The 13,951-nt window shown below is 60.0% G+C and carries 11 protein-coding genes; 6 read left to right on the top strand and 5 right to left on the bottom strand.

Annotated features, from left to right (window positions below; translation table 11 throughout):
• Positions 1–182: 182 nt before the first annotated feature.
• The 3 genes from MTX19_RS25110 to MTX19_RS25100 form a co-directional block, all read right to left on the bottom strand.
• Positions 183–1,463: a hypothetical protein gene (locus tag MTX19_RS25110; protein ID WP_280979787.1), complete on the bottom strand. Its 1,281-nt coding sequence runs from the start codon at positions 1,461–1,463 to the stop codon at positions 183–185.
• 77 nt (positions 1,464–1,540) lie between these two features.
• Positions 1,541–2,731: a glycosyltransferase gene (locus MTX19_RS25105; protein ID WP_280979786.1), complete on the bottom strand. Its 1,191-nt coding sequence runs from the start codon at positions 2,729–2,731 to the stop codon at positions 1,541–1,543.
• Positions 2,732–2,804: 73 nt separating this feature from the next.
• A complete protein-coding gene (locus MTX19_RS25100) occupies positions 2,805–3,602 on the bottom strand; it encodes a glycosyltransferase family 25 protein (RefSeq protein WP_280979785.1) in 798 nt (265 codons plus the stop codon).
• 287 nt (positions 3,603–3,889) lie between these two features.
• On the opposite strand from MTX19_RS25100, the gene MTX19_RS25095 reads away from it, so the two are divergent.
• Positions 3,890–5,269, top strand: coding sequence for a glycoside hydrolase family 16 protein (locus MTX19_RS25095; protein ID WP_280979784.1), 1,380 nt, complete (start codon positions 3,890–3,892; stop codon positions 5,267–5,269).
• 64 nt (positions 5,270–5,333) lie between these two features.
• Here the strand turns inward: MTX19_RS25095 and MTX19_RS25090 are convergent, their stop codons facing one another.
• Positions 5,334–6,140: a galactosyl transferase gene (locus tag MTX19_RS25090; protein ID WP_280979783.1), complete on the bottom strand. Its 807-nt coding sequence runs from the start codon at positions 6,138–6,140 to the stop codon at positions 5,334–5,336.
• Positions 6,141–6,411: 271 nt separating this feature from the next.
• Between MTX19_RS25090 and MTX19_RS25085 the strand changes: the two genes are divergently transcribed.
• The 5 genes from MTX19_RS25085 to MTX19_RS25065 all read left to right on the top strand — a co-directional run bounded on the left by MTX19_RS25085 (position 6,412) and on the right by MTX19_RS25065 (position 12,578).
• Positions 6,412–7,545 (top strand): acyltransferase, encoded by a 1,134-nt coding sequence (locus tag MTX19_RS25085; protein WP_280979782.1) that lies wholly within the window; start codon positions 6,412–6,414, stop codon positions 7,543–7,545.
• A 346-nt stretch (positions 7,546–7,891) separates the two neighbouring features.
• Complete coding sequence (locus MTX19_RS25080) at positions 7,892–8,797, top strand: beta-1,6-N-acetylglucosaminyltransferase (protein ID WP_280979781.1); 906 nt, start codon at positions 7,892–7,894, stop codon at positions 8,795–8,797.
• Positions 8,798–9,286: 489 nt separating this feature from the next.
• Positions 9,287–10,738, top strand: a complete 1,452-nt coding sequence (locus tag MTX19_RS25075) for a lipopolysaccharide biosynthesis protein (protein ID WP_280979780.1) — start codon at positions 9,287–9,289, stop codon at positions 10,736–10,738.
• 2 nt (positions 10,739–10,740) lie between these two features.
• Positions 10,741–11,700, top strand: coding sequence for a glycosyltransferase family 2 protein (locus tag MTX19_RS25070; protein ID WP_348638321.1), 960 nt, complete (start codon positions 10,741–10,743; stop codon positions 11,698–11,700).
• Complete coding sequence (locus MTX19_RS25065; RefSeq protein ID WP_280972457.1) at positions 11,697–12,578, top strand: polysaccharide pyruvyl transferase family protein; 882 nt, start codon at positions 11,697–11,699, stop codon at positions 12,576–12,578. The genes MTX19_RS25070 and MTX19_RS25065 overlap by 4 nt, the downstream gene beginning before the upstream one ends.
• 34 nt (positions 12,579–12,612) lie before the next feature.
• Here MTX19_RS25065 and MTX19_RS25060 read toward each other — a convergent pair whose 3' ends face one another.
• Positions 12,613–13,947 (bottom strand): family 16 glycosylhydrolase, encoded by a 1,335-nt coding sequence (locus MTX19_RS25060; RefSeq protein ID WP_280979778.1) that lies wholly within the window; start codon positions 13,945–13,947, stop codon positions 12,613–12,615.
• Between the last annotated feature and the right edge of the window lie 4 nt (positions 13,948–13,951).

Below are 13,951 nucleotides of genomic sequence, written 5' to 3'. Positions count from 1 at the left end.
CTCGGCGTCCGGTTCATCCGCGGAAGCTTCCATCTTCCCGGCGGACTTCGTTGTCCGTGTGGACGCTATGCGGTGTTTTTGCGACGCGGTTCCGCTTGGGGCGCGACGATCAACTAGTGTCGCTTTGCGAGGAGTACGTCGTGAGGAGCGCGCAACCGGCGCCACATGAAGCTAGTGGAGCGTCAACCCGCTGGTGGTCTTGTGCGTTGGGGCGGTCGGCGTGCCGGGTTTCCGACCAATGTCAGCAACCAGACGATCAGCGCAAAGCTCGGCTTGAGCACGAGGCCGACACTGATCCAGCTGAACAGCAGAAAGTTGCAGATCTCGATGCGCAGCCGGCTCGAGTACAATCGTTGCACGAGAATGGCAAAGATCAGGACAAAGCCGAACAGGCCATACTCATAAGTGAGCTTTGCCCAGGTCGGATCGTTGACCTCATAGTTCATGTGGTAGAGTTGGACGTCCCTGAGATAGCTGCCCGCGCCATTGCCGAACCAGGTGGCGAGCAGGCCGTTGTCAAAGCTGTGTCCGATCATTTCCATCGGCGCGACGAAGCGCGCATAGGCGCTGGTATTCGGTGTTTGAAACTCCGAGAGGCGGTCGAACCACAGGTCCAGACCCGGAACGTCCAGACTGTAAAGCAGGTACAGCGCCAGGATCAGACCGACGAGATAGACGATGAACAGCGGGATGCGAAAGACGGATCTCGGCAGCAAGAAGCCGGCCGTGATCGCGAGCAGGCCGGTGCCGGATAGCGAACACAGCAATCCTGCCACGAGAATGCCCATGGTGCGCAGTCTCGCCCGCGACCCGACCTCGATGATGAGGGCTAGCGCAACGACGAGCGAAAGGTCAGCCGACTCGCGGAGGAAGAAGCCGTTTGCCTTGATGATGCCGCCGCCTTCGCGGACGAAGGTGTAGTGTCCGGCACCGCGAATGGCTTCGGGCAGATTGAAGTAGATGTTGGTCAGTAGCGACGATTTGGTGGCGTTGACGAGCACGATCTGTACGATCGCAACGCCGGCGATGAAGGTTGCTGCCGAGACGTAGGCGGACAGGATGTATTCGTGGACTCCCTCCGGCTCCCCCTTCAACCGAATGGCGAACGGCGCATAGAGAACGAAGAGCAGCATCAGCGAGGTCCACGACGTCGACGATGTCGCGGTCACTGTCCCGAAACAGGCGAACACCAGCGCGACGACGAACAGCGCCAGAGACAGGAATCCGATCGAAGCGAAGCCGCTGATCAGCAGATATGCCGTCACGGCGGCATAGCAGATGAGGTCGGTCGACGCCGGGAACGTGTTGATGTTGTAGGCAATTTGCGACAGGAACAGAATGGAGACGATCGATGCCCATACGGCATATCGTCCCGACTTGCTGAGTTCGGTGTCCGACGCCGCCAGCTGTGAATGCGCAGCTCCGGCCGGCGCCGCCATAGGAACCTGAATCTCAAAAGTCATCGCGACGTTTTGCCCGGGTGAATCGCGGTCACGCTAGCACAGTTCGGCAATTTGTATCGATCGATCTACGGTTCCAGTCATGCCGCCGCGTCAGCCTTCTTAATCAGGATATCATGCATGCGCCTGGTTCCCTGCTCAAGCCCGAAGCGGTTCGACATCAGTTCGAACAGTGTGGCCTGGCTCCGGTTGAGCGCAGCCAGGTCGTCGATCCCGTCGATGATGGTTTGTGCCAGACCGTCCATGGTGTCGGCGAGATACATCGCCGACTGCTCCTCGGACGTGGTGCCGTCGACCGCCGCGCGAAGTCCGAATATAGGAAGTCGCGCGAAGGCGTAGTCCAACAGCTTCAGTTTGAACCCTCCGCCGAGCGTCTCCGCCACAAGCCCGCCACGCGACCTCGCAAGCACGCTCGAGAGATCGGCCACCGGACCATGGAACACCAGGTTCGGCCGTTCATGGGCGTAACGTGCCTTGATGTCCTCAGGAACGTTTCCGACCACATCCAGGGTGACGTTTCGGCTCTTCAGGGCCGGCAGCAGTGTGCTGACAATGTGTTCGAGATTGCGCTGCTTTGCGACCCATTCGAACGAGCCGAGCAGCAGGATGGACTTCGGTCGGGTCGCCTCGATGCGATCGCTCGGCGCGACCGCTCCGAGATAGATCGGCGGCACCACCAACGTGGTTTTGCCGGACCGCGCGAAATAAGCCGCGTCGGCGTCGGTTATGCAGAGAATGCTGTCGGCGGCGTCGACAATGCGTTGCTCCAGCCGCCGGTACTTCTCAGCATCCCAGCGCATGATTGAACGGCGCAGCGGGTTGGTGAAGTCCTTCGCGATCGCGGGCCTGATCTTCCCTTCGGCGTTGTGTGCGAGATAGCCGATGGAGGCTTGCTTCCGGCGCTGCAATACCATCGGTAGCAACGCGGCGGAGCGCGCGTGATCGAACACGATCCAGTCCCAGCGCTGGCTCAGGAGCTCGGCGAGAGTAGCGCCGATCGAAGGCGGTGCGAGGCTATAGGCGTCTCTCGGCAATGATGTCAGCAGGCTCAGCGTCCCGAGCCGTCGCGGCCACGGTGCCTCGGGAAAGACCGTGCGCGGCAAGCGGAGCAGGCGGTCTTCGACCGGCCCGTTCTCGCGTCGCGCGCCGACAACCGTCACGTCAGTCTGTCCGGTTCTCGACAGTGCCGTGAGTATCCCTGCGGAATAGAGCGCATCGCCGCTGAAGAGCGGCGAGGGGATGCGGCCGATGATCCAGAGAATCTTCTTCATCGCTCGATCTCAAAGGAACGCTCAGCAAAGAATATCGATGCCGACGCCGAAGGCACGCACGCGCTCATCGGGATCAGGCGGCGGACGGAGATTTCGCGCCGAGCAGGCGCCGCTTGACCAGCAGTCTTGCGACGTAAGCGATCCGCTTCGCGCCACGACCGGCGGAGGCAACCGCTCGACGCAGCCGTTTCACGGGCTGCAGTGGAGGCGCATCGAGATTGCGCAGCTCGATGCTGCTTTCGTAGGCCGCCTGACTGACGAGAAACGGTAGAGTCTCGGCAAAATCAATTCCGTGCCGATCGTAATAGACCAGCTTGTGGTCCAAAGGCCGGTCGGCAACCGAAAGCGCTCTGATCAGTTCTATTGCGCCCTTTCGGGTGACGGCATAGGCGGCAGATCCGAGCGCGGGCTTCAAGGGAACGACGAGCTGTGCCGCTTCGCCCTTGATCAGCGAAACACCTGATTTGGACGTGTGCGCATAGTGAATGCCTTCGAACTTCACGATGTCGCTCTTCATCAGAAAGCGCGGCAGGTCGCGCCGGTAGAATAGCTGAAAACGTTCGTCGAAAGCCGCATCATCCTCGAAGATGATCGCCATCGGCAGACCCTTGCGCACGATGCGTTTCAGCGCGGCGATGTGCGAGAGGTAGCAGCCGATTTCTCCCGCCTTCATCGGGCGATTGGCTGGCGCAAACTGGAACTCGCGACGGATCACCCGGCGAATAAGCGTCATCCGGTTCTTGGCGTCGATCGCGGAGATCCGTTCATAGGGAACTCCGAGCCGCGTCAGCGAGCTCGAGATGTCCTGCCATCGCGCGATGTCACGATCAAGATTGATGACGAAGGCTGGTATGGTCGCGTCGGTTCCCACGATGCTCTCACGTTTGATTTTACCGCTTGCACAGCACGAGTGATGCTGCCGCAAATTTCGTCATGCTCCGGACATAAATTCGGCAGCCCGATCACATCATCGACAAGCTTGATGTATTTTATCCGAGGCCACGTCTTCGTCCAATTCGTCGATGTGAATGGTCGATCGTTGGAGTGCGAGGCTAACCTGTCTTACCGGCGCAAGGCTGTCAACTTGACCGTCGCTCGTCGATCAAGACGTGAGCCTTGTCATCGAAATCGCACACGATCAGTCAGAAGGCTCGCTGAATGAACCTCACCGAGATTGCTAAGCGCGTTCTCCCGATACTGCTGTTGTTGACTGCGGCGCTGACAGCAACGTCGACGCCGGCGCGGTCGGCAGGATGGGAACTGGTGTTTTCGGACGAGTTCAACGGCGACAAGCTCGATCGCACCAAATGGGCCACGCGTTATCTTTATTCGAATGAGACGATGGACCACTTCAACGACGAGAACCAACGCTATCGCGACGGCCACGTCGTGGCGGACGGCGTTCTAAATCTGATTGCAAAGAAGATGCCGGGATCGCCCAACCTGTACGAATCCGCGATGATCCGCAGTCATCGAACGTTCTACTACGGGTATTATGAAGCGCGCGTGTTCCTGCCCAACGCCAAGGGAGTCTGGCCGGCGTTCTGGCTCGAGGCCGACTACGATATCGACGGCAAGACCTGGCATCCGCCGGAGATCGACATCTTCGAGTTTGTCATCAATGGCGTCGAGGACAAGGCGAACTCGCTGCACTCGAATGTGGTGGCGCCCTTCGATCCGAAGCAATACACCCATGTCGACCGCTCGTTCGAGCTCAAATTCCAGAACATGTATGGAAGCGAGGATCTCAATCAGGGGTGGCACACCGCCGGCTTCGTGTGGGCGCCCGACAAGATCTCGCTGTTCTGGGATGGCAAGCTGATCTACACGCGTAACTACCAATGGCTGCGCAGCGACGGAAAGCTTGGACCGCCCGCGCATGTCGATCTCAACTTTGCCGTCGGCGGCAGCAAATGGGCTGGGCGGCACGGCATTGACGAGGCCGCGTTTCCGCAGACCTTCAAGATCGATTATGTGCGCGTGTGTCAGTACACGACCTCCGAACGCGGCGGCCGGCAATGCGGGCCGAGCCAATTGACGCCGGATCCGAAGCAATTCGGCTATTCTGCGCCGCTTAACGACATGGCGAAACCGGCGTTCCTGCCTGTCAGCAAGGTGGTCGCGGGCAAGCAGCCCAACGCGGGCGTCCTGGCGCTGAGCACCAGCGACAAGCTCAACGTCGAAATTCCCCTGAAAGTCCCGGCCGATTATCCGTCCAACCGGACGCTTCAGCTGACTGTTTACGACAAGGCGACCGGAGCCATCGTGTCGTCAGCCAATACCAAACTGCAGGTCGAACCCGGCAAGAAGCCGGCCGACGGCTCGATCACTGCGATGGCCTCGCTGCCCGCCGTGGGGCGCCCCGGAAACTATATTCTGTTTGGCCGGCTGGCCTCAGAGGTGAACAACGGCAACGGAACAAAGCAGACGTTGTCGAGTCCTGTGACATGCAGCACGGAGGTCGTCCAGCCCCCAAAGGCGACGGTGTGCAAGCTATTAAACCTGGATGTGCAGGCGCCGCAGTCACAATCGCATTGATGCTGCGGGCTGACGGTGCTGTCGTCGTTCATGCCAACCGACATACGGTGGCGTGGCGCGTTCGTTATGCCCGCTCGGCTCCGAAGAACTCGCGCCGCAGCTTCGGTGTCAGGAGTCTGAGCGATAGTGCGGTCCTGATGAAGCGGAGCGGATTGGCCAGCGTTGCTTTCTTGAAGAAGGTGGCGAGCAGCCCGGCGGAATTGCTGTGGGCTCCCGGATGTCCGACCCGATAGATCGCGCCGAAGAATGGGAGCACCTTGAGCGGGGTTCCCGCTGCGGCCAACTCTTGGGCAACGGCGATATGGCTGCCAAGCATGCGCTTCAGGTAGTCGTTCGCATCGTTTCCTTTGAGCCTCTCCAAATCATACAGCCGGGCGTTGATGATATGAGAGGTGCCGCAAAGCATGAAGAACTTTGAAATGGCTCCGAGCAACAGGTTGCCCTCACTCCACATGTAGCCGCGGTCGATATACCAGCCATTCTCGTCGGGATGCCGGGCGACGTAGTCGGCGAGCCGGGAACTGACGAAATCGTCATCGTCGACAATCATAAAGAAGCTAGCATTCTGCGCGGCCAGCATTCCTGCGCGCACGCGGCGTCCCTTATCGATGCGGAAGAAATCGCGGAAGACCTCGACATCGTCTGCGGCACCACGTTCATGCTTCGGGTTTGGCGCAAAATCGACGCGTTCGACTGAAAAGCCTTTCGGCAGGGCAGGCAGGTCCGCACCGTTATTCGCCACAATGATGGCTTGCCAGCGGTCACTATTCTGACCCGAGATCGATGTTATGGTTTGTGCCAGCCGCGCTTTGAGAGCGTCCCAGTTCTTGGAATTTGCCGGATGGCGCACTGGTATGATGAAGGTCAGCATGAATTGTCTCGCATGGACGTCGTGGGCTCTGATGCTGCGCATCGCGCGATGGCTCGGCCAGGATAGCATGCCCCTCTGGCCCGGCAGATGCATAGCACCAAGTTCGCATGAACTCTCAGCGAGAGGTTTGTGGCAAAGCTGTGAAGCGCGGTGCCTCTTGCATGTGCAGCAGCTCGTTATGCGACCGTAACGCGCCCTAACTCTCTTTCGGAACAATCCGCTATCTGCTGATCGGTTCAGCGTAATTTCTCTCTTCTTGATGTGACGGCTGATGACACCTGGAACGGCGCTGGATCAAAAATCCTCTAAGCAGCTCTTGACCATTCAGTATCTGCGCGGCGTCGCGTCCGTGATGGTGGTCCTGCACCACATCAGGAATCCCTGGCCGAATCTGTACAACCCGCTCGAGAAATTCGCGATGGGCGAGGCTGGAGTCGATATCTTTTTCATCATCAGCGGTGTGGTGATGTACGTTTCGTCGCGGGTTGAATCGCCTGCAGTTTTCGCCGGATTGCGGCTCATTCGGGTTGCGCCTCTGTACTGGATCCTGACGTTGTGTGCGGCGAGCCTGCTCTTGCTGTCCGGAGGGGCCAAGCCCGGCCTCCCGCTCGTGAACGACGTGATGCTTTCCGCGATGTTCGTTCCGCACCACAGCTCGATCTTTCCCAGCACGATCTGGCCGGTGCTGAATCCAGGCTGGACGCTTTATTTCGAAATGTTCTTCTACCTGATCTTTGCGATCGGCCTGTTGTTTCGCAAACCGCTGCTGATCTCGCTTTGCCTGATCTCGCTGCTCGTTGCGTTGGGGCTCTTTGTCTCGACCGATGAATCGATCTTTCACACCTACACGCACCCGCTCTTGATGTATACGCACCCCCTGATGCTGGAGTTCGCGGGCGGCATTGTGTTGGGATGGTTGTTCCTGAACGGGAAGATCCCCAACCTCTGGCTGCTCTTGCCGATAGGGTTTGTGGCGCTGTTCGCGGTGCATGCCTTGCAGCTTCCGCATTTGTTCCTGTTGAACGGATTGTGCGCAGCATCGATCATGGTCGGTGCGGTTGCGGCTGAACGATCATTCAAGATACCCGACATGGGTTGGCTGCGACTGCTTGGGGATGCGAGCTATTCGATCTATCTGACGCACGCGTTGACGCTCTTCGTATTTCGCCGCTTGTTTCTTCGGCTGCCATTGGAAGGCCCGCTGCAGTTTGCGTCATTCGCAATTCTTGCCGCGACGGTCTCGCTGCTGGTGGGATTTGTGGTCTACTTCAAGGTCGAGCGTCCGATGACGCGGTGGCTGCGTGGGCAGTTTCTTTCAGTCTTCGCGGTCGAGCGTGTGCGAACAGGCCGGCGATTGCAGGAGGCAGGCTCGTCGGTCTCCATGGTCCAGCCGGCGGGTGAGTAGTACGCGAACAACCTTGTCTACTTCTTGAACAAGCCGTTACGGAGTCTTCTTCTCTTGCCGAACTGTTTTCTTGCCGAACTGACCACGTCATGCATGCGCGTGGTGCAGAGGCGCTCTGCAATCAGCGGTCGTTATGCGGGCTGCGGGATCCTCATGGATGTGGTGGTGTTGAGTGTGGCTTCGCTTGAATCTCTATTGCGGAACTAGGTCGCGGAACTCGCAACTCTCATAACGATTTTGCGGGCTTGGCCCACCAGCATTCTGATTTTGTCACTGAACCCGGCGCGCCTCAGCGCAAGCGCATGACCATATCGGGACGATCAAGAGATGTCGGGACGATCAAGAGATGAATGTCGCTTATCTCATCCTTGCCCACACACGGCCGGAGCAGCTTGCTCGGCTGGTTTGTGAGCTCCAGTCACCGTCCACGGAGATGTTTGTGCATATCGATGCCCATGCGGACATCGATCCGTTCCGCCGGGCGGTCGGTTTCCGCGCACATTTCACGACGAACCGAATTCCTATTCATTGGGGCGACTATTCGTTGATCCGGGCGGCCCTTGTGCTCATGGAGGAGGCGTTGGTGTCGCCGCGCCGCCACGATTATCTGGTCTTGATCAGCGGGACGGATTATCCGCTCCGCTCGGCGGCCGAAATTGAGGATTTCTTTCGTGAAAACAACGGCCTTGAATTCATCGATTCGGTGGCGATGCCGTCCGAGGCTGCTGCAAAACCGCTGTCGCGCCTGACACACTACAAGGGCCGTCCCGGACCGGTTGGCTGGTGCGTCGGCAAGGGCCGTAGGCTGCTCGGGGGGCTCGGCTTGGTGCCGATGGCGCGCGACTACAAGAAGTGGTTCGGCGAGCTCGTCCCTCACGCCGGCAACCAGTGGTGGGCGCTGACTCGCGGCGCGTGCATCTACATCCAGAAATTCGCTGCCGATCATCCGAAGTTCATGAAGTTCTATGAGAACACCCATGTGCCCGATGAGATGGTGTTTCAGACCATCCTTGCGAACTCGCCGTTTCGTTCGAACATGCGGCGCAGCATCACCTATTCGGACTGGAGCGGGGGCGGAGCAAACCCGTCGGAGATCGGCGAGCGCCACATCGCGATGTTCCGCGCCAATCCGCGCATGAGGATCGATGGCATCTACGGCTCCGGCGAACTGTTGTTTTGTCGCAAGGTCACCGACGCCGCCGTCTCCGATCAACTTGCAGTCATGATCCGGCAACGCAACGCGCGTATGTGACACGTTCCCGTCGCATTGCTTGCATTTGATGGTCGGGAAACCCTGGTGCGGCCATGATTTGCCGGAAGCAGATCATGGCGCGTGCGGCGTGCTTGGCTACAATTTGGTCGCATTTCGGAGCTGGTTGAGAGCTGATATGTGATCCGTACCGAAATCGCGAAGAGCCCGGCGTGCCTCTTGCACGTGCAGGGCTGGTAGCTTGCCAGTGGTTTCCTCGACGGATTGGCGATGGACGGGTGACGCGGCCCGCGCCGGGCGCATCTTCGACTGATCTTCTTTGCGGGACCATCTGATGCAAATTGGGTTGCATGAACGTCAGAGACTGCCTGGAGGACAACAGGCTGTGCGCGGGTCGGTCTTTGCACGGTTCCATACATTCACTGTTTCCGACGCTTATGGCGTCGGCAACATCACGGGCTGGGAAGAACACTGCAAATGGTAGGCACTGAGCCTGGCAACCGTACACACGCCGTTCGCGCGATCCGAGGCGTGTTCTGGTCGAGCGTCAATTCGGTCATACCGTCGCTTGCCGGCTTCCTCGTTTTCCTGGTGACGTCGCGCTATCTCGGTCCCGCCGAGTTTGGCGTTGTCGCCCTTGCGGGCAGTCTCGTTGCGTTGCTCGCGGTGTTGTTGCCTTCCGGTTTTGCCGAGGCGATCGTTCAGAGGTCGTCGGTGGACGATATTCATCTCGACTCGACGTTCTGGGCGGCGTCGATCTGCGCGCTCGTCGCGTACGCCGTGCTTGCGATCTGCAGTGGACCGTTCAGTCGAATGCTCGGCTCGGAGTGGGTAGCCGTGCTGCTGCCCGTCGCCGGGCTCAGATTGTTCGCGGATGCCGCCGGCATCGTTCCGCAGGCCATCATTACGCGAAGAATGTCCTTTGAACTGATTGCCGGTCGGACATTGCTCGCCACGGTGGTGTCGGCTGCACTGACCGTGCTCCTTCTCGTGGCCGGCTACGGTGTTTGGGCACTCCTCATCGCGCAACTGTCCTCATCCGTCACCGCGACGGTGGCCGCGATGTGGGGAGCAGGGTGGCGGCCGAAATTCCGGATCAGCTTGGATGCGCTCAAATCGCTCGCGCGTTACGGCGCGTTTTCGTCGGGAACACGCGCGATGCAGGCGCTGACGACGCAAGCGGATCCGGCGATCGTCGGACTCTACCTGGGGCCGCATCAAGCGGGCATCTATGCCTTTTCCCGGAACCTGTTCCAAATGATCCTCAACGTCCTGGCGACGCCGATCGGCGCGGTGGCCCATCCGATGTTCTCGTCGATCCAGGAAAACGTCGATCGGGTCAGGAAGGGGTTCCTGCTTGCGACGTTTCTGTCTTCGGCGTTGTCGTTTCCGGTCTTCATCGGGTTTGCGATGGTGGCGGATCTCGCGGTCCCCGTCGTTTTCGGATCGCGCTGGGTCGATACGGTCGATCCGATCCGGCTGTATTGCGGCCTGGGCTTGATGGCCTGCATCGGTGTGATTCAGGGCAGCCTCATCAACAGCCGCGGCCACGCGCATTGGTGGTTTTATTACCAGCTTGCCGCCGGAATCGTCACGCTGGGCATCCTGGTGCTGATGTCGAGGTTCGGCGTGACCACGCTGCTGGCTGCCGTCCTGATCGCGACCATCGCCCGATGGCCGTTTGCCGTGATCAAGACCTCGCGGCTCCTGTCGGAGCCGGTGTCGGATTATCTACGGGTCTTCGTCGGTCCGGCCGGCTCCAGCGCGATCATGGTCGCGGTCATTGCCGCCACACGACATGTTCTTCCAGAGCTTCCGCCAGTCGTTGCGCTGACTATCAGCATTGCTGTTGGAGCGGTGTCATATCTTGCGACGATGCTGGTGATCGCCAGGGATCAGACCATGGATGTCGCGAGGCTGCTCGCTGGATCGATCGGGTCGAAGTCGCAGCGGCATCAAGGAGTGGCGTCTACGCCTGGTTGAACATGTCGGTTGCGCTACCTGACTCAATGACCGTAATGTTGGCCGACGTTCACTGCGTCAGATGTCATCGGTTCTCGAACCTGATCAAGGCCCGAGCAAATAGAATGCACGAAGTTGCACTAACGTTGGTCCTGTGCTCTCGAAATGGAATGAGGACCGTCGGAAAATGTCTGGATCATATCCGGTCGATGGACGGCGCTGATGCTATCGAGGTTGTGCTCGTCGACAATGGTTCGACGGATGGCACCTTCGCGGCCATGCAGGAGTTCTGCACGGCCAACCCTGCTCTGTGGCGCGCCATCCTGGAGAGCAAGCCGGGCAATTCGGCCGGTCGAAATACCGGAGTTGCGGCGTCTTCCGGCGAAGTCATCCTCTTCATCGACGATGATTGCTACCCTGATCGCGGTTTTGCATCGGCCTGGAGAACGGTATTCGCGCAAGATCCCGGATTGGGCTTTGGTTCGGGAAGAATCCTGCCGTATGACGCACAGCAGTCGCCGCTTGGCTGCAACACCAGCACCACAACACAGATTCTATCCTCGTCCACCTTTGTTCAGCGAGGATTCGTTCAGGGGTCCAACATGGCATTCAGGCGTCAGTGTTTGACCGATGCCGGCATGTTCGACAGCCGCTTTGGGGCCGGCACGCCGTTTGCCGGCGAGGAATGGGAAGTTGCCGTCAGAGCGTCATATGCCGGCTGGACGGGCGGGTATTTCCCGGAGCCAAGCGTGGCTCACGATCACGGCCGCTTTGACGACGAGGCGTTCGTTCGCGGGCACTACTACGACATCGGCGCCGGCGCGGTGTACGCCAAGCACCTTTTGACTGCGCATGCGCCTGCGACCGTCGTGGAGATCGCGCGGGACATCCGCAGACAGATCAGGAAGCGCGCCGCCGTGGGGCCGCTATTCGGAGGGGCCGTGCAATATTACTCGACCATGCTGCGTCAGCCGCGATCATGAAACTCTACTTCTATCGGAGCACCGCACCGAACTTCGGCGACGATCTGAACAATGTGCTCATGCCGAAGGTCTTCCCGGGCTTCTTTGATGAAGACGATCTGACCCTGTTCCTCGCGATTGGGTCGGTCCTGTTCGACCATCATCCGCAGCAGGCCATGAAAGTGGTGTTTGGGTCGGGATTCGGGCAGTACACCGCGGCACCTCGGCTCGACGAGCGATGGAAGGTCTATTGCGTGCGCGGACCGCTGACCGCGCAAGCGCTCGGACTCGACGAACGGCTGGTCGCAGCCGACGCCGCTGTGCTGGTCAATCGGCACTTGAGGAAAGAGGTCCCGAAGCGCTTCAAGGTCAGCTACATCCCGCATTGGCAGAGCCTGTTGAACGGCAACTGGCCCAGGGCCTGTGAATTGGCGGACGTCGAACTGATCGATCCGCGTTGGCCGGTCGATCGGGTTCTCGAGATGATCCAGGCCTCGAGCACGGTCATTACCGAGGCGATGCACGGCGCCATCGTGGCGGATGCGCTACGGGTGCCCTGGGTGCCGGTGCTTCCGTTCCACCGATCGCATCGATTCAAATGGTCGGATTGGGCCGGCGCCCTCAGGATCGATCTCCGACCCTACCCGACCTTTCCTGCGACGTTGCACGACCTCTGGGTTTCCAAGACGGGCAGGGATGGCAACTGGATGTCCAGCAAGAACCGGCTGATTCAACTGGCCGTCGGAGCAGCCAACGACACGCTGCCCTATGCCGCCGCGCGCGGATTGCGGCGGTTGAGCGAGATGGAGCCGGTGCTCAGTTCCGATATCGCGCTCGCGAGGGCTGTCTCGAAGCTTGAGGAAGCCGCGGATCAGATCCGGCGCGATTTTCATCGTTGAGCGAGAGGCGCGCGCGTCTTCGTCTCGACAAGCTTCAGAACTGGATGACCTTGACGCCGGCGATATGCATTCTGGCGGGAAAAGCGCTGGGATCGCTCGGCTCGCCCGCCGGACCGCCGATGGCAACGTCCATCAGCATGTACCAGGGCCCTGCGCCGACCAGGTTCGGCATGGCGCAATAGGGCTTGTCGTTTAGGTAGTAGACGATCTGTTGCTTCCCGATCAGGCAGCCGAAGCGGTTGAACCGGGAGAACAGGTTGGCGCCCTCTTCGACCAGGCCGAGCGGCATCGCCGTGCCGCGGGCGTCGGGTCCTTTCTCGCCCTTCCAGTGAATGCTGGAGAAGATGACGTCTTCCCGATACTGCGGCGATGCGGTGATGTAGGCCTCGAGGACATCGATTTCCGGCGGCCAGCCGGGGGTGACAGGCAGCAACCACAGCCCCGGCCAGCTGCCTGCGACCTTCATCAGTCTGACATTGAACTCGACGTAACTGTTGAGGGTGATGCGGTTGAACAAGGTCCGCGATGTCACCATGGCGGCGGAAAACCGGAACGGCGTTTCTTTCCGCCAGCCCGGCGCCAGTTTGCCGCCCTGTCCATCCGATAGCCCCTCCTTGTGATACTCGGCCTGGATGAAGCGGCAGCCCGTTGCCGGGTCTATTCCCCACACCGTGGTTTCCGGATTGAGCGCCGGGTCGGCATAGTAACCCAATTCCTTGTTGCCCTCCTGGCGACGTCCGGTGACAAGACGACTTTGCCAGCACGGCGTGCCGCTGGGCGTAAACCCGTCGTCGCTGGCGAAATCGCGATCGAGCAGACGATCCGAAAATATCACTGAGCCGTGCGAAGGCAGCGGCGGCAGCGGGACGTCGTCATTGGCATAGGAGGCCACGATCGGGGGCTGCTCGCTCCATTTCACCTCGCCGGTGGTGTGCGCGTGACCGAACAGCGGATATCCGAAGTCCGATATCTGCAAGACAATTGACTTGCCCGCCGCAAGCGGCCGCACAAGGCGGATCTTCACCAGTTTGACCTGGTCGCCGGGCTGAAAGATCAGGAAGCCGCGAGCCGTGACGAAGTCGGCGCCGGCGGTCGCCGCGCCGGGCAGCACGCCGACCGTTCCGTTTCCATTGAGCGTCTCGTATTCCAGCACGATCGTGCACGCGGTCGGCGCGTTGAGCTTGACGGGCACTTCCGCCCAGAGCTCGGTGGATCGCACCGTCGTATCCACCACGGTGATGGTGGCGTCGCCGAATGACAATACTCCTTCCGCCGCCGCCTGTGTGTCGAAGACCGTGAGCGGGCCGACGGTCGTCAATGCAAGTCCGACCGAGCCCTTGAGCAGCGTTCTTCGCGTCGCATGCCTCATCTCC

It is taken from the genome of Bradyrhizobium sp. ISRA464 (assembly GCF_029910095.1).
Taxonomy (GTDB): domain Bacteria; phylum Pseudomonadota; class Alphaproteobacteria; order Rhizobiales; family Xanthobacteraceae; genus Bradyrhizobium.
Note: the sequence above shows the minus strand (reverse complement) of the source record. Positions and strands in the feature narration are given on the sequence as shown.

Excerpts from the sequence above, each read along its gene's own strand:
- MTX19_RS25110 (WP_280979787.1), bottom strand. The coding sequence starts at position 1,463 with ATGACTTTTGAGATTCAGGTTCCTATGGCGGCGCCGGCCGGAGCTGCG.
- MTX19_RS25105 (WP_280979786.1), bottom strand. The coding sequence starts at position 2,731 with ATGAAGAAGATTCTCTGGATCATCGGCCGCATCCCCTCGCCGCTCTTC.
- MTX19_RS25095 (WP_280979784.1), top strand. The coding sequence starts at position 3,890 with ATGAACCTCACCGAGATTGCTAAGCGCGTTCTCCCGATACTGCTGTTG.
- MTX19_RS25090 (WP_280979783.1), bottom strand. The coding sequence starts at position 6,140 with ATGCTGACCTTCATCATACCAGTGCGCCATCCGGCAAATTCCAAGAAC.
- MTX19_RS25085 (WP_280979782.1), top strand. The coding sequence starts at position 6,412 with ATGACACCTGGAACGGCGCTGGATCAAAAATCCTCTAAGCAGCTCTTG.
- MTX19_RS25080 (WP_280979781.1), top strand. The coding sequence starts at position 7,892 with ATGAATGTCGCTTATCTCATCCTTGCCCACACACGGCCGGAGCAGCTT.
- MTX19_RS25070 (WP_348638321.1), top strand. The coding sequence starts at position 10,741 with ATGTCGGTTGCGCTACCTGACTCAATGACCGTAATGTTGGCCGACGTT.
- MTX19_RS25065 (WP_280972457.1), top strand. The coding sequence starts at position 11,697 with ATGAAACTCTACTTCTATCGGAGCACCGCACCGAACTTCGGCGACGAT.
- MTX19_RS25060 (WP_280979778.1), bottom strand. The coding sequence starts at position 13,947 with ATGAGGCATGCGACGCGAAGAACGCTGCTCAAGGGCTCGGTCGGACTT.